We start from the raw sequence: 15,816 nt of genomic DNA, 5'->3' as shown, positions 1-15,816 counted from the left end.
GGATCTTTCTTGAGGACGCCCGCTCATTTGCACGCAAGCTCGAAGTCGTCCGCAAGAACAGTTTACGAGGCTTCTCGGTGTGGGTGCTCGGCCACGAGGACCCGGCAATCTGGGATAATCTTGACCCAACCTCGAGCAGCCGCGACTGATCGAGCCTACGATTCCATCTCCAGATACACGCCGTCGGACGACCGTACTCGTTCACCGTTCGAGTATTCGTATGCGGTCAGCTTGCCGTTGTTGAACAGCCAGACGGTATCCTCGGAATCAAAGTGGTCGGTCTCGCCGAGCACAAGTTCGCGACGATCGTTCACGTGCCACTCTGCGTATTCAACCTCGTCCTCGCCGAACACGTGGACCATCACTTTCAGACGGTTATCCGGGAGAAACTCGAGGCGGATATCAATCCAGTCCAGCAGGCCCTCGACTGCTCCGAGAGCGATACGTTCTGCTTCTGATTTCGCCTCGTCAGTGAGGTCGAATGTCATGTGCCACACGCCTTTCAGATCCTTGGGGTGAACACTCGACTGGGCAAAAACCTGGGTCGCTGTAATCGTGATTAGCAGGGCGACCATGGTGGCGATCTTCTTCATGAGACGCTACGGATTCTGGAGCAGGGTACTGGCAACGCACACCGCGGTTGATGTGCGGGACACGAATGCCCTGTCAACGCGACACGAAAAGACGACATTCGTGAGCCACCGTGAAATACGGCAGAGTCGCCCGGGTGTTACACGCCGTTCATGGAGCAGCACCTGACAGGACAAAAAGAAAGGGGCCACCCTCGCGGGCGACCCCTGATTCATTTGGGATCTTATTTGCGATTACTCGGCCGGCGCGGTCCGATCGAGGAGTACCCATGTGTCACCCTTTAGGAAATCGCGCGAGTCGTTTAGATGAGCACCGATTTCGTCCGGATCCTTGTCAGGATGCACCTTTCGAAGCCAGGAGTTCCAATCGACACTGCCAAGCGTATGCAGGAAGTCTGCGGTCCCGAAGTTGTAGCCCACAGCGCTACCGTGGGGCGACACAAGCCGGTACACACCCCACCCGGCCGTCGTGCCAGCTTCTACCATTGCCTCGTGCACGGGCCTGAATACTTCCCGCTCCATTTCGATGTACGCCATTCCGTCGTCGGCCGACATCTGGTTGACCTGGACGTATGTGAAGTCCTCGGGCTGGATGACATCAATCATCTGCCACAGCTCGGTTCGCCCCATTTCGCGCGCAGCCGCGGTTTTTTCCATCATCTTATCGAAGTCCTTCCCGGCGTGGACTTTCTCGAAGACATCGCGCACGTTTCCGTCCATGGAGTTCAATTGCGAAGCGGTGACGATGTTGACGGTGTAGTAGTCACACGCTGAGCGATCCCCATAGAGCACCCAGTAGAAAGCCCACGACACCTTCTTGCCCTGGTTGACCAGCTCCTGGTGCATCGGCTTCCAGATGTCGGTTTCAACGTCGGCATATTGCGAGCTGGTTGACTTCATGCAGTCGACAACCAGATACGTTGGTTCGGCTTCCTGGGCGGACGCCAGCGAGGGGATAACCAGGACAACCAGCCAACAGATGGCGACTCGGCGCCACAATCGATTCAACATAACCTGCCTCCTTAGGTGATGAATTACACGTTCACCGAGATACGGCGGCGAGCATCAAACATCAAAATGGAGGGATGACGGAGCCTCGTTTTGTCTGGCTGCGGGCACGTATCAAAACGAGATTTGTCTCACGAAAACCCATTCTAAACAATCGTTCTGTTTCCGGGCTTATCCATCCCTGTGGTGCAAAACCCCTCCTAAACGGCGCTTTCGGGTACGAATCACGTCCGACCGCGAAAGCCGCACACTTGGCACAGCGCTTGTAATCTGTCGATCGAATCAAATCAATCGACTCAAACAGGCTCTCCGATGCCGCAAACTCTCGGCGCTTTTCTCGCAATCATGGCTGTGATGACGTTCTCGTTGAACTATCACCGGGCTACGATCCGGTCTCAGCAGACGGCCATCAACAGCGAGATGGAAGTAATGGCCAACGCCGTCGCTTCCGACGTGATGAATTACGTGGCATCTAAGCCGTTCGACGCCCGGACCGCCGACAACACAGTCGACCGCTACAACCGGAATACCGATCTCCTCACCAGCCAGTCGGCCTTCGGATCGTGTGTCGTGTTCGAGAACTGCAATGACATCGACGACTTCCATGCGATCCCCTCATTCCAGCGACCGTTCGAGGTCGAGCCAGGAAAGGAGATGGACTTCGATGTCTCCATAGAAGTTCAATACGTCGACGATTCGGGCAACGTCTCGGCGAGCCCGACCTGGGTGAAGGAAGTGACGATCCACGTATCCAATTCCACTTCCGTGAAGGGTGTCCCGATTCTCAATCATCCCCTCCGCCTCAAGCGTCAGTTTTCGCCGCAGTGGTAGAACAGCACATCTCAGCCAACAAGTAGCCCGAACACACATGTACCTCATTTTCGACAAACTCTCGGCAACGGTAGTAGGCGGCGTCGTCATTCTGATGCTGTTTACGATCCAGAGCCGCATCCAGAGTAACACGGTGGAAAGCACCATCATGTATGGCGTGAAGAAGCAGACTCTGAATTTTGCGGAGGTGCTTGAGCGAGACCTCTCGAACGCAGGCTACCTCTCGGTACCCGGAGACGCGGGAATTCTGAGTCACTCGAACGTAATGAGCGGCACCAGGGTGCTGACAGACTCTCTCGAATTCTGGGGCTCCGACAAAACAGGCAATCGAACGCGGGTTCGATATCTGCTTCAGCCGACGATCGTCACGCGAATCGACGGCGAAGACACCCAGCTGTATCGGATGGATCGGTACGAGCTCGTTGCCGGCACGTGGAAACCAAGTGGCGCGAGCATGTCGACACTTTCTGATTTCCGGATTGACCTCCTTGACAGCGGCAACAACGGTGTGATCAACCGGGTGGATGCGCGCAGACTGCGCGTGAGATTCGAGAATGCGGTAGTAAGCCAGCGGATGATTGATGGCGACGGAAGCGACCGTGGTTTGTACCTGAACAAACTCCGTTGGGGAATCACGCTGAGCCCGAAGGGACTTTCAATGCAGACCTTCCAGAGTTAGGAGCAAGACAGCTTAATTCGACAGTTTATCACTAGACGGAAAAGAGAAAATGGGACGAGGAATATTACTTGTTGTGATGGCCGGTGTGCTTGGAGCCGCCAGCGTCGCATACATCGGAGTGCGCTCGCAGTTCGAGATGAACGATGAGCAGCACCGCTACGAAAGCCAGGTGGTTGCACGGGACATCGCTCTTTCCGGGCTGGATCGCGGACTCAGCGCCATCAAGCTCGAGTTGATGGACGTAGATCGCTCATTCGGCGACCGGCCCGTCTCGGGTGGAACGTACGATGTCGCGATCTCCGAGAACTACTACGGAGATCTGGCCGTGACGTCGAAGGGCACTGTGGGGCAGATGCGTCACGAGATCCGGTCGAACGTGATCTTCGAGAGCCCGATCGATGCGGCTCTCGTCCTGACCGGCGAAGGTCTGGATGTGGATTCAAGCGGCACCTACCTGATCTCGGGCATGGATGCGAGAATGCCGAGCGTCAAGACGGGATCCGGCTACCTGCGCTCGGTGAAGGGGATCATGACGGACACACCCGCATCTCGCTTCGAGATTGAGGGCACGATTACCGCCTCCAGCATTAACGGTGAAGGTGGCGACGGCAGCGTCTCGCACGGCGTTGACCCGTCTACGTACGAGACAATCTTCGTTCAGGCAATGAGTCGCTCAGACAAGGTTGTACCGACGGCCCCGTACTTCGGCACGTTCGGCACGATCAACGACCCGGCCGTGGTATCCGTCGTCGGTGATTTCCAGCCGAGCGGTCCATTTACCGGGCGTGGTGTTCTCATCGTGCAGGATGGCGACTTCATCGCAGGGAACGACTTCTCGTGGGAGGGCCTCGTGCTCGTAAGACGCTCTGTGGCTGCCGACCGCGCTGTTGAGATGAACGGCAACTCAGTGATCTACGGTGGAATGGCGGTCTTCGATGCTCCGGGTGGATTTTCTGCGTCGACCTGCAAGGACGTTCCATTCACGATCGACGGCGTCAGCACGGTACCAACCGTACCCTTCCTGCTGAAGACCGAAGTACTGGGCGCGGCCATTAGCTCAGGAGGCTCGTATGACATGCCCGTCACGTCACGTGTGCATACGGGTAGCACAACGAACGATCCGTGGGGTACCTACACGCAGGCGCTGTCCGGAAACGTCAATCGAGACGGGACCTTCACATACGAGCCATCTGATCCGATTCCTGGCGGAACTGACATCACCGTGAGTGGAACGTCATGGACGCGTACGGCCGGCGACGGCACGGTCAACGAGGACTGGAGCAAGCACATGGAGCAGGATTCGCAGACCAGTGGCTCTCAGCTCAAGGTGCTCCGCGACGGCGATCCGGTACCGGACATCGACGGCTACCTCGATCAGGGTTCCGTCGCAGATTTTGTGAGCCAGTTCATCGACCCCTTGAGCAATCGCATAGCGCTCGAGCGGAATCAGTCGATCTACCTGTTCGAACTGGGAACGAGCAACAGCACCAGTGCAGCGTACGACTTCCAGGACCTTGTCGTGTTGGTCTCTATGCTTCGCAGCGATGCCGGATGTGGTTTCAGTGGCGGAACCAGTAACGAACTGGCATTCTCCATGAGCGGGTCTGCACAGATCCGGTACTCAGGCGAGGCGATCGCGAAAGTCGGACGGAAGATAGCGGCAGTCGAGCAGTCGACCAGAGTTGTCGTGGCATCCCAGCGGGATGTACTCGTGACGCCGGAAGAGACTCCGACGACAACGGTCGCGACGATGAACTGACGTCTCGAGTTGATAGACTGTCGATTGAATCCGCCGGCGCCCCATGGGTGCCGGCGGTTCTCGTTTGGGCAAAACGTAAGAGGCGGAACAGACTGCTCTGTCCCGCCTCCCAGGAAGCCACACATCACTTTGACATTCCTGACTCGGGAGCCATCAGCCGAGAAATGTAGATCACTGTGAACAGTAGGCGATGGCTCTCCGGATGAAGTACCGGTCACCGTCTCCCAGGTTGGAAAAGTTGCGGGCGGAATTGTGGAATCCGTCCACGGTGTTGAACTCGGAAACCAGCACGGCGCCAGAACGTCGCCCCGAGATAGACCGTAGCTTCTCGGATTGCCGCGCACCTGGCCGGGTGCTCGCAACGACGAAGGCGGGGGTGTTGCGCCATACGGCCACGTCATCCCCCACTTGGCGAGGGTACTGCATCATACGGCCACGTCATCCCCCGCCTGGCGGGGGATCCATACGAGTCGGAGGGCGCCTCATGCAGACATGGATTGCCGCCTTCGCGGCAATGACGGAGAAGCAGGCGACTTCGCGAGGAGGCCGACATGGCGATCCGGGCGTCCGGGGAACCCTCAACGTTTCGGATTGCCGCGCACCCTTCGGGTGGCCGCAACGACGGAGGCGTGAGTGTTGCGCCATCCGGCCATGTCGTCCCCCGCCTGGCGGGGGTGCTGCACCATAAGGCCACGTCACCCCCCGCTTGGCGGGGGATCCATACGAGCCGGAGGGCGCCTCATCCAGATATGGATTGCCGCCTTCGCGGCAATGACGGAGAAGCAATCGTCGTCGTGAGGAGGGCGCCTCATGCAGACATGGATTGCCGCCTTCACGGCAATGACCGAGGAGCAGTCGTCTTCGCGAGGAGGCCATGGCGATCCGGGCGTCCGGGGAACCCTCATCGTTTCGGATTGCCGCGCACCTCGCCGGGTGCTCGCAACGACGAAGGCGTGAGTGTTGCGCCATACGGCCACGTCGTCCCCCGCCTGGCGGGGGTGCTGCACCATAAGGCCACGTCATCCCCCGCTTGACGGGGGTGTTGCATCATACAGCCACGTCATCCCCCGCTTGGCGGGGGATCCATACGAGTCGGAGGGCGCCTCATGCAGACATGGAGCCGATTTCCATACGACGGTTCGTGAGATCAATATTGCCGAAGCGCGTGCTGCCTGCTACGACTCGCGTCTCCTGAATCACAATCGCGAACGGCAACATGTGACTGCGACGTTGGCCGTCCAGTGCCTCAGACACGTATTCCTGCATGTCCTGTGTGGTCCGGACGACACGCGGTGTATACTCCCAGATGGCCCCGTCCAGTCCGACCGACGACAGCGCATCGACATGCTCCATCGTGAGAGGCTCTAGACGCACTTTCGGACCGCGAAGTGTAATGAGAGACAGCATGCCGGGAACGTCGCACAAGTGACCCTCGGTGATCGGCCTGAATAGTACGATCATCCAGGACCGTGATTCGCGGCCTGCGGAGATAGCACCCTCCGGCAAACACGCCTCAAGACAAGTTCGCACCTGGACAAGTACGTCATCCGGGCAATTCGATGCTACCTGACCGCTTCGGGAAACCCGATCGACCTCCGCCGGGAGGACCCACCGCGCGATCTAGAATCCGTACGAGATGCTCAGCACCAGATTCCGACCTGGCGACTGGATATACGAGCCGTGCTCGTGATAGCGTACGTCCCCGATGTTCTCGACGGCTGCCGCGAACGCCAGCCGATCGGCGGCGCGCGCACCACCACGCACATTCAGGGTCACCCAACCTGAAGATGCATTCGACACGACGCCGGCAAACGTGTACTCCACGGCCGAAGTCCGTGACGACAACCCCGCGTAAGGCTCAATCCACAATGATCCTCGATTGAATCTCGAGCCTATCCGCGCCACAACCGGAGGCAGGTACTGTGGCACGCCGGTCTCTGACGAATCCCACCAGTGCATCACGACGCGGCCGGACACAACCACGCCAACGCCCCACGGTGCGGAGAACCCGGTGGATAGATTGACCTCTCCCCCGGTGACGGTCGCCGACTCCAGGTTCGTGAAGTGGTACAGATCTTCGGCCGTTGCCACCACACCATCCGGACCCGGCTCGAACCAATCGCGTCGTATCAGATCACGATATCTCGTGTGAAAGACGGCCGCACCAAACACATTGCGCCCGGCTGTGTACTGCCCGCCCACTTCAAGCTGGATCGCCCTCTCCGGCTCGAGATCCGGATTCGGCACGTCCCTGCCGTCCCGCCAGGATGCGTTCGCCACCACATCGTCCAGTCCCGGGGCTCGGAAGCCGCTCGACACAGAGCCCGAAAGGCTCCATCCAGATACAAAACGCTTCGTCAGGCCGGTGTCCCACGAAAACCCTGAGTACCAGCGATCTACCAGACCAACCAGGCCGGTCAGACCAAATACAGAAGGACCGTACGCCGAATGGATCTTCCTCGCCGTGAATCGCACGTCACCTGTCCATGTCAGAGACTCTGCGAGATCCCACGAATCGGACAGCGCTAGGGCAAGCAGCCGCGATCTCGTCCCCACCGGAAAACGACCCCGCTGCCACCATATCGAGTTGTCGTCGCGAACTTCCCAACGCTTCGAGTCCACTCCTTCCGCCTGCGCATCCGCACTGACCGACAACCTATGATTGCGAAATGGCAACATGGTCGCCGCGATGCGCAGACCCGATGCCGAAAGTCGATCGTCATCAAAGACGGTGCGTTGCCAACCGATTCTTCGAAACGTCCTTGCCTCGCGATGCCCATTGTACCAGATAGTCGACTTCAGCTCCTGAACGATACCCAGATCCGTTGCACGAGAGGTCAGGTACGCGAACGAGAAGTGCCTGGGATCGATGACGGAGACTGCGTCCGGCATTGGGGAAAGCTGAAGGTTCTCGAGATCATTCACGACAGATTGCCCCTGTCGCCAACTTGCAAGAACGCCTCCCCGCAGCGACCACCGCGGACGTACGTCATACGCAAACAGTCCATGCACCGTCGATTCTTGCAGAGATGTATGAGGCTGCACAACCGCGTCCGACGTTCCGTGCGACCCCATCCTCAGGTTGCCGAGCAGACTCCCCGCCCCACCGATTCGGTATCGAACGCCGGCTGTCTCTCCGGTCGCCGACAAGCCGCCTGACCACCCGCGATCCGCGCTGCTGAGCCGTTGATTGATCAAAATCGACGGACTGCGGCCCGCGAGGGGGCTTTCGACCGGGGCGTCAAGCGACGGGCGAATGTCGATAACGCCTGCCAGGCCGTCCGCAGACTGACTCGTAATACCCGGCCCGCGCGTGACCACCATGCTGGCCACCGAGGACGGATCAATGACGCCGAGCGGAATCAGAGAGGGCCCTTCCCGCAGACCGGAATGTCCAAGCGGAATTCCGTCAAACGTGACTGCGACGCGCTTCGCGTTCATGCCCCGAACAAGCGGAGAACCGGTAAGCCGGCCTGACTGTGGAGCGAGCCCTCCGGCCAGTTCCTCCAACGCGTCCGGCACCGGGCGGAGCCACGAAAAAGCAGCCATCGGCAACGCGCGAACTCCTGACTGCTCACTCGAAACCATGTCGTCGGCGAGGTGCACCAGGCGTGAGCCCGCAACATCCACCGAATCACTCACCAACAACGTATCCTGCACCCCGCCAGCGAGTGCTGCCACGGGCATCCATAAGGCCACGATGACGACTGCGAGAAATCGTCGAACCGGGTCTCGAGATGAGGGACTTCTTGTGTCTGTTGCGACCAACGCGTACGTGCCTGCTTCTTCTAACACACTCGGGAAAAGCCCGGAATTCACCGTCGGCTGTGGTCGCAATGACTTGAATGCGACCCAGAACTGCCCATATGCCGCCGGAAGGCTGAATCCGAATCAAGTTCTCCCCTGCTCATAGGAACGCAAGAAAACCCGGTTTTCGGTCTGAGCCAGGCACCCCGATGTGCTGCCTTGAGAATGTAGCGGATCGGCTCCGATCTGGTAAGTCCATGTGGACAAGTTTTGGGAAAACCGAGCCCCGAATTCTACCTGAAAACCCATTATCGGGTAGCGAGCAGCGCTGTAAGGAATGGCCCGCCAGTACGCGTGGGTGGAAGCCGTTGCGAAAATTCCCTGCATCTCCTGATATTGACGAACGGCCTAAAGCCATGGAATCCATGTACAAAAATATCCTCGTACCCGTCGACCTTACGGACAAGAATGCAGCTGCCGTCGAGGAAGCCATTCGACTTGCTGCCGGTAAAGGGACGACAATCACCTTGCTGCACGTCATTGAAACGCTCGATCTACCCTTCGAGGAGATCGAGGATTTCTATAAACAGCTTGCGACCAAGGCCCGCCGAAAGCTCCGGCAACTTGGCAAGCGGGCCTCTGGACGAGGACCGGAACTCCGCTACGAGACGACGTACGGCAGGCGGGTGCGTGCGATCCTGGACCACGTCATTGACCAAGAGATCGATCTTGTGGTCATCACGTCTCACCAGATCGAGCCTGGCGACCCGCCGACGTCGTGGATGACCATAAGCCATCAGGTGGCGCTCTTTGCGAACTGCTCCGTCATGGTGCTTCGGCTGGATGACGTCGAGGATCCCGAGACCTGATCTGGTCTTCCGCCCCGCCGGTCCGCAAGGATTCTGCCCCGAGCCTTGGAACGACGGACGGGTCGATCCCGTCACACCTGCCACGCGCGGGAGCCTCCCCCGCAGTTGGTCACCTACTCTCCCTCACTGTTCGGGCACGATCGCGCACCCATGGCACGCACATCTCAGATGGCGAGCGTCGGCAAGCGGAAAGTCGAACTTTCGAATCTGACGAAAGTGCTCTTCCCGGCCGACGGGTTCGTGAAAGCCGAGGTCGTCCAGTACTACCTGTCGATCGCCCCGACCATACTGCGCCACATCCGCGGACGCGCGCTTACGCTGATACGGTTTCCGGACGGCATCGACGGTGAGACGTTCTACCAGAAGAACCGGCCCGGCTGGGCACCGGACTGGGTAGAATTCGCCACGCTTGGTGACGAAAAGAAGCTCGAGTACATCGTTGCTACGGAGGAGGCAACGCTCGTCTGGCTCGCCAACCTGGCATGCCTCGAGCTACATCAGCTTCATTCCAGAAGCCCGCATCACGATCGGCCCGACTACATCGTTTACGACCTCGACCCACCCGAGGAATACGACTTCGGTGCGGTTGTCGACCTCGCCCGACGGTTGCGCGAGCACCTTCAGAATTACGGCTACAACCCCTTCGTGAAGACGACCGGCCGAAAAGGGCTCCATGTTGTCACGCCGATCGAACCCAGGTACAGTTTCGGCGAGGCATTTGAAGCCGCAAAGAAGGTCGCCGAGGTCTTCGTTCGGGCCAACAGCGCAGAAACGACGCTGCACATCAAGAAAGAATCACGCAAGGGACGTGTGCTCATCGACATCTATCGAAATCGTCCCGCGCAATCCATCGTGTCTCCGTACAGTCTTCGAGGCGCTCCGGCGGCGCCCGTGTCTATGCCACTCTCGTGGGATCAGGTCGCCGGACTGGAGTCTCCGGCCTTGTTCAACATCGATACCGCCCCAGAGCATGTCCTCTCTGCGGGCGACGCGTGGGAAGCCATCGGAGCCTACGCGACGGGCCTCCATTCGGACAAGGCCGTCACGCAACGAAAGTCTACCGGAGCATCGCGCAAGCACAAAACGCCGGACCAGCTGGCGGCCTACGCAAAAAAACGAAAGTTCAGCAAGACACCCGAACCGGAGCCGCTCGAGGCTCTCGGTCAGGGTAATGCCTTCGTGATTCACCGGCATCACGCGTCACATCTGCACTATGATCTGCGGCTCGAAGAAGATGGCACATTGAAGTCGTGGGCCGTACCCCGTGGAATGCCTCCGTATCCATCGCTGAAGCGACTTGCCGTAGCCACCGAAGACCATCCTCTCGAGTACCTCAACTTCGAGGGGGCGATCCCGAAAGGCCAGTATGGCGCCGGGTCCATGTGGATCTATGCACGCGGCAAGTACGAGAAGACAAAGATCAAGAAAGACGGATTCTACTTTCGACTGAGCAGCACGGAGATTACGGCCGAGTACCGCATGTATGAGACGAGTAACAAACAGTGGCTGCTCGAGAGGCTCGACAACCCACAGACCAACTGGCTCAAAGACCCGAAGGACTTCATGTTTGCCGAGCGGGTGACGGAGGTGCCGGAGGGTGAGTACACGTACGAATTGAAGTGGGATGGCATTCGGGCGATGATTGTCATCGACGAGGGCGAGGTCCGAATTCTGAGTCGCAACCATCGAGATATCACGTCCAGGTTTCCAGAGCTCACCGTGTCTGAGGAAGCGTTTCGAAATGCCTCGGGTGTCTTCGACGGAGAGATCGTGTGTCTTGACGATGAGGGCAAGCCGAGCTTCCGGGATGTGATCAACCGACTCCACCGCTCGGGCGAATCGAGCATCAAGAGCGCGTCGCAGAAACACCCCGCACACTGCTATCTGTTTGACTGTCTCTTCCTGGATGGCCGAACACTTGTCAACGATCCGATCGAGAGACGCCGCGACTGGCTGGCGGATTCCGTTCGTCGCGACTCACCCTACCGGGTCAACGAATCGCTCGATGATGGTCATGCCCTGTTCAATGCTGTTCAGCAGATGGGCCTCGAGGGGATTGTCGCGAAAGAAGCCGGCGGCCGCTATTATCCGGGGCGCCGTTCACGCACGTGGCTCAAGGTGAAGGTGCGACAGTCTGACGATTGCGTAATCCTTGGCTTCACGACCGGAAAGGGTGATCGGGAATCCTATTTCGGTGCCCTACAGATCGGATTTTACGAAGACGGCGAGCTGCTGTACCGCGGAAAAGTCGGTACCGGATTCACTACCAGGCAGCTGAAGAGTCTGCACGCCCAACTCCGTAAAATCCCGCAGATAGACAGACAGATCGCCGAAAAACCCGCTGATGACAACGAGACAACCTGGATTCAGCCGCGGCTGTTCTGCGAAGTTGAATATTCGCAGATCACTGGCAGCGGGACCTTTCGAGACCCTGTATTTGTTCGAATGCGTCCCGACCTGTCGCCAGAAGATCTCTGATGCGGGGTACGCGACATCCATAAACACACAGGAGGCACACCATGCGAGCGATCTGGAAAGGGCACATCCAGTTCTCCCTGGTAACCATTCCCATTCGGGTATACAGCGCGATCGAATCGTCGGAAACGATCCGATTCAACCAGCTGCACTCGGAGGACTATGGTCGCATCACGTACGACAAGCGGTGCAAGAAATGTAACGACCTTGTTAGCGGAGACCAGATCGTCAAGGGCTTCGAGTACGAGCCTGATCAATACGTTGTGGTCGAACAATCCGACATCGAAAAGCTTCGCGTGAAGAGTACGCGGATCATCGAGATCCAGGGCTTTGTGGATGCCGCGGAAGTACACCCGACGCTGTATGACACGCCATACTTTGCGGGACCGGACGGCACGGTCGGTGCCAAGACGTATGCTCTGCTGTGCCATACGCTGAAGAAGAGCAACAAGCTTGGAGTCGGAAAGGTGGTACTTCGAGATCGCGAGAGCATCGTGCTGCTGTCGCCGATCGGGCCGGGCCTCCTGATGCACAAGATTCGTTATCCCAACGAGCTACGCGATATCGCGAGTGTGCCCCAGCTCGAGGATGTCAAGGCTGACAAGGATCAGCTTCAACTTGCGCAGACTCTGGTCGACTCAATGTCGATGTCGCTGTCCGACATTGATCTCACGGACGGATATACGGCGGCTCTCAAGGACCTCGTCAAGGCCAAGGTCGACGGGAAGGAGATCATTGTTATGGAAGAGCAGGAGAAGCCGGTCGTCGACATCATGACGGCGCTCAAAGAGAGCATCGAGCAAGCCAAAACGTCCAAGAAGCCGATGAAGAAGGCGACGGGCAAGGCGAAGTCGACCCGAAAAACCGCGTCCAAATCGACTTCCACGAAGTCACGAAAAAAGAAGTCCGCCTGAGCGCTTAATCGGACGGTCCCACATGGCGAAAATCCTGCCGCTGAAGTCGGTACAGCCTCGAAAGTTCGGCTACAAGAAGGCCCGTCGGCATGCTCGGCCGGATTCCGAGCACACTGGCCAGATTGATATGTTCGCGCCTACAGCGCGGATCATTGCCATGCCGTCGCGACCCGGCGTGTTTGAAGAGGCGCTACTGTATGATGAGCGAGGCAATGCGGAGAAGGCATACGAATCCTACAAGAGGGCGATTCTGGCTGACGAGTATGTCGCGGATGCGTATTGCAATCTGGGTATCCTCGAGTCAGAGGCCGGTCGGATCGGTGAGGCAATCGACTGCTTCAAGAATTCGCTGACGAAGGATCCGGTACTCTTCGAGTCGCATTTCAATCTTGCCAACGTGTATTTCGATCTGGGCGACTATCGGCCGGCGCAGGTGCATTACGAGATCGGGGCGTCACTCGAGCCCGAGTACGCGAATCTGTACTTCAACCTTGCGCTGGCACTGGCGATGCTTGAGGATCTTGATCATGCCGTGGAGGCGCTCGAGACGTATCGTCGATTGGCTGACCCGGCCGAAGCCGAGAAGGCGACGATGCTGCTGGCCACGTTGAAGCATTCGGTCGAACAATCTTAGCGACGTCGTACGTCGTGAGGCCGCGACGGATACGCGGCAATCTGAGACCCTCAGCGAGTCGTTGCGAACTCTCTTTCAAGCGGTCATTGCGAGCTCCCGAAGGGAGTGCGGCAATATTAGACGCTGCGATACGCCTCATCCTCTCGGATCGCCACGTCGGCCCCGGCCTCCTCGCGACGACGACTGCTCCTCCGTCTTTGCCGCGAAGGCCGCAATTCATGGCTGCATGTGGCGCCCTCCGACTCGTATGGATCCCCCGCCAAGCGGGGGATGACGTGGCTGTATGATGCTGCACCCACGCCATCGTCGTTGCGAGCTCCCGAACGGAGCGCGGCAATCCTGGACGCTGCGACGCACCTCATCCTCTCGGATCGCCACGTCGGCCTCCAGGCTCCTCGCGAGGACGACTGCTCCTCCGTCTTTGCCGCGAAGGCGGCAATCTATGGCTGCATGTGGCGCCCTCCGACTCGTATGGATCCCCCGCCAAGCGGGGGATGACGTGGCTGTATGATGCTGCACCCACGCCATCGTCGTTGCGAGCTCCCGAAGGGAGCGCGGCAATCTTGAACGCTGCGACGCACCCCACCCTCTCGGATCGCCACGTCGGCCCCGGCCTCCTCGCGCGGCGACTGCTCCTCCGTCCTTGCCGCGAAGGCGGCAATCCATGGTTGCATGTGGCGCCCTCCGACTCGTATGTATCCCCCGCCAAGCGGGGGATGACGTGGCTGTATGATGCTGCACCCACGCCATCGTCGTTGCGAGCTCCCGAACGGAGCGCGGCAATCTTGAACGCTGCGACGCACCCCACCCTCTCGGATCGCCACGTCGGCCCCGGCCTCTTCACGATGACTTGAGGAATCGATGCGCGCGAACTCCCGCCGCCCTCCTCGCGAAAAAGCAATTCGCCGCTGCACTCCCATCGCTTACACGGCCTTCGCCGCTAGATATTCCGCGGCCCGTTTGCTAGTTTTCGCGCGCTGACAGCCGAATCTCTACCGCACTGAAACGACGTTACCGGCGCTCCGCGCGGATTCGGAGCAGCCTCCGTCCGTCCGCTGAGGGGCTTCGACCCACCGAGTCGCGAATCGCCGCACCAATCAACACCGTTCAACATGACCTTTTCCTTAATCGACTACGTCGTTTTCGGCGGCTACGTTCTGCTGATCATCGGAATCGGCCTGTGGGTATCTCGCGAAAAGGCGGGCCACGAGAAAGACACAGAGGACTACTTCCTCGCCAGCAAATCACTTCCCTGGTGGGCCATCGGCGCCTCACTTATAGCCTCCAACATCTCGGCAGAGCAGTTTATCGGAATGTCGGGATCAGGCTTCCGGCTTGGTCTGGCAATAGCCACCTATGAGTGGATGGCAGCCATCACGCTGCTGATCGTAGCCTGGTTCTTCCTGCCGATCTACCTGAAGAAAGGCATCTTCACGATGCCGCAGTTTCTGGAGGAACGCTACGACGCCCGCGTCCGCACGCTACTTGCGGTCTTCTGGCTGCTCGTCTACGTCTTCGTCAATCTCACGTCCGTCCTGTATCTCGGCGCCCTCGCCATGGAAGGCATCATGGGCATCGAATTGTGGATGGGCGTGATCGGACTCGCGACCTTTGCAGCGGCCTACAGTATCTACGGTGGATTGAAAGCCGTAGCGTGGACCGATGTCGTGCAGGTGTTCTTCCTCGTCGGCGGCGGACTCCTGACGACCTACCTCGCACTGGACGCATTCAGTGGCGGCCAGGGGGCGATTGCCGGATTTACGAAACTGCTCGCCGAGGTCCCCGATCGCTTCAACATGATTCTCTTCGAGGGAGAACTCATGTACAATGAGGTAGAGGATGGGGCAATTATCTCAAAAGATGCTTACGACCTCCTGCCCGGCCTCAGCGTGCTGCTCGGCGGCATGTGGATCGCCAACCTGTTTTACTGGGGTTGCAATCAATACATCATCCAGCGCGCCCTGGCGGCAAAGAGTCTGCGGGAAGCACAGCGCGGAGTCGCGTTCGCCGGCTACCTGAAGCTCTTGCTCCCGTTGATCGTCGTCATCCCGGGAATCGTTGCCTATGCACTCGAAGCTCCGATCACACGTGGTGACGAAGCCTACCCCTGGTTGTTGAATCAATACGTCGGTCCGGGCCTGAAAGGTCTGACCTTCGCCGCTCTGATCGCTGCGATCGTCTCGTCGCTCGCTTCGATGATGAACAGCACGTCGACCATCTTCACGATGGACCTGTACCGGAATTACTTCAAGAAGGGCAGCTCCGAGGGCGAACTCGTAAAGGTCGGGCGCATCGTCGCCCTCGTCGCCA

General features: G+C 58.8%; 13 protein-coding genes. 9 read left to right on the top strand and 4 right to left on the bottom strand.

Features of this window, described 5'->3' with window-relative positions; genetic code table 11:
• Positions 1-155: 155 nt before the first annotated feature.
• Positions 156-593 carry a hypothetical protein gene (locus HKN37_07805; GenBank protein NNE46549.1) on the bottom strand — a complete coding sequence of 146 codons (438 nt, stop codon included), beginning with the start codon at positions 591-593 and terminating at the stop codon, positions 156-158.
• 231 nt (positions 594-824) lie between these two features.
• A complete protein-coding gene (locus HKN37_07800; protein NNE46548.1) occupies positions 825-1,601 on the bottom strand; it encodes a hypothetical protein in 777 nt (258 codons plus the stop codon).
• A 309-nt stretch (positions 1,602-1,910) separates the two neighbouring features.
• On the opposite strand from HKN37_07800, the gene HKN37_07795 reads away from it, so the two are divergent.
• The 4 genes from HKN37_07795 to HKN37_07780 all read left to right on the top strand — a co-directional run bounded on the left by HKN37_07795 (position 1,911) and on the right by HKN37_07780 (position 5,824).
• Entirely contained in the window at positions 1,911-2,429 is a 519-nt protein-coding gene (locus HKN37_07795; GenBank protein ID NNE46547.1) for a hypothetical protein, read from the top strand.
• A gap of 37 nt (positions 2,430-2,466) precedes the next feature.
• The gene (locus tag HKN37_07790) at positions 2,467-3,108 is read left to right on the top strand and encodes a hypothetical protein (GenBank protein ID NNE46546.1); all 642 of its coding nucleotides are present in this window, start codon (positions 2,467-2,469) and stop codon (positions 3,106-3,108) included.
• A 49-nt stretch (positions 3,109-3,157) separates the two neighbouring features.
• Positions 3,158-4,867, top strand: a complete 1,710-nt coding sequence (locus HKN37_07785; protein NNE46545.1) for a hypothetical protein — start codon at positions 3,158-3,160, stop codon at positions 4,865-4,867.
• A gap of 810 nt (positions 4,868-5,677) precedes the next feature.
• Positions 5,678-5,824, top strand: coding sequence for a hypothetical protein (locus HKN37_07780; protein NNE46544.1), 147 nt, complete (start codon positions 5,678-5,680; stop codon positions 5,822-5,824).
• A 147-nt stretch (positions 5,825-5,971) separates the two neighbouring features.
• Here the strand turns inward: HKN37_07780 and HKN37_07775 are convergent, their stop codons facing one another.
• Together HKN37_07775 and HKN37_07770 are read right to left on the bottom strand one after the other, a co-directional pair.
• Positions 5,972-6,274: a GNAT family N-acetyltransferase gene (locus HKN37_07775; protein ID NNE46543.1), complete on the bottom strand. Its 303-nt coding sequence runs from the start codon at positions 6,272-6,274 to the stop codon at positions 5,972-5,974.
• 213 nt (positions 6,275-6,487) lie between these two features.
• The gene (locus HKN37_07770; GenBank protein ID NNE46542.1) at positions 6,488-8,566 is read right to left on the bottom strand and encodes a TonB-dependent receptor; all 2,079 of its coding nucleotides are present in this window, start codon (positions 8,564-8,566) and stop codon (positions 6,488-6,490) included.
• Positions 8,567-9,039: 473 nt separating this feature from the next.
• Here HKN37_07770 and HKN37_07765 point away from each other — a divergent pair, with 473 nt between their 5' ends.
• The 5 genes from HKN37_07765 to HKN37_07745 form a co-directional block, all read left to right on the top strand.
• Entirely contained in the window at positions 9,040-9,483 is a 444-nt protein-coding gene (locus HKN37_07765; GenBank protein NNE46541.1) for a universal stress protein, read from the top strand.
• Positions 9,484-9,633: 150 nt separating this feature from the next.
• The gene (locus HKN37_07760; GenBank protein ID NNE46540.1) at positions 9,634-11,961 is read left to right on the top strand and encodes a hypothetical protein; all 2,328 of its coding nucleotides are present in this window, start codon (positions 9,634-9,636) and stop codon (positions 11,959-11,961) included.
• 41 nt (positions 11,962-12,002) lie between these two features.
• A complete protein-coding gene (locus HKN37_07755; protein ID NNE46539.1) occupies positions 12,003-12,872 on the top strand; it encodes a Ku protein in 870 nt (289 codons plus the stop codon).
• 22 nt (positions 12,873-12,894) lie between these two features.
• Positions 12,895-13,506, top strand: a complete 612-nt coding sequence (locus HKN37_07750) for a tetratricopeptide repeat protein (protein NNE46538.1) — start codon at positions 12,895-12,897, stop codon at positions 13,504-13,506.
• Positions 13,507-14,618: 1,112 nt separating this feature from the next.
• The coding region (locus HKN37_07745) for a sodium/solute symporter (GenBank protein NNE46537.1) at positions 14,619-15,816 on the top strand (1,198 nt) is incomplete at its 3' end.

It is taken from the genome of Rhodothermales bacterium (assembly GCA_013002345.1).
GTDB lineage: Bacteria > Bacteroidota > Rhodothermia > Rhodothermales > JABDKH01 > JABDKH01.
The sequence above is the reverse complement of the archived record's forward strand: the minus strand, read 5'-3'. Positions and strand labels throughout refer to the sequence as shown.

Excerpts from the sequence above, each read along its gene's own strand:
- HKN37_07765 (NNE46541.1), top strand. The coding sequence starts at position 9,040 with ATGTACAAAAATATCCTCGTACCCGTCGACCTTACGGACAAGAATGCA.
- HKN37_07750 (NNE46538.1), top strand. The coding sequence starts at position 12,895 with ATGGCGAAAATCCTGCCGCTGAAGTCGGTACAGCCTCGAAAGTTCGGC.
- HKN37_07800 (NNE46548.1), bottom strand. The coding sequence starts at position 1,601 with ATGTTGAATCGATTGTGGCGCCGAGTCGCCATCTGTTGGCTGGTTGTC.
- HKN37_07805 (NNE46549.1), bottom strand. The coding sequence starts at position 593 with ATGAAGAAGATCGCCACCATGGTCGCCCTGCTAATCACGATTACAGCG.
- HKN37_07785 (NNE46545.1), top strand. The coding sequence starts at position 3,158 with ATGGGACGAGGAATATTACTTGTTGTGATGGCCGGTGTGCTTGGAGCC.
- HKN37_07775 (NNE46543.1), bottom strand. The coding sequence starts at position 6,274 with ATGCTGTCTCTCATTACACTTCGCGGTCCGAAAGTGCGTCTAGAGCCT.
- HKN37_07780 (NNE46544.1), top strand. The coding sequence starts at position 5,678 with ATGCAGACATGGATTGCCGCCTTCACGGCAATGACCGAGGAGCAGTCG.
- HKN37_07795 (NNE46547.1), top strand. The coding sequence starts at position 1,911 with ATGCCGCAAACTCTCGGCGCTTTTCTCGCAATCATGGCTGTGATGACG.
- HKN37_07790 (NNE46546.1), top strand. The coding sequence starts at position 2,467 with ATGTACCTCATTTTCGACAAACTCTCGGCAACGGTAGTAGGCGGCGTC.
- HKN37_07760 (NNE46540.1), top strand. The coding sequence starts at position 9,634 with ATGGCACGCACATCTCAGATGGCGAGCGTCGGCAAGCGGAAAGTCGAA.
- HKN37_07755 (NNE46539.1), top strand. The coding sequence starts at position 12,003 with ATGCGAGCGATCTGGAAAGGGCACATCCAGTTCTCCCTGGTAACCATT.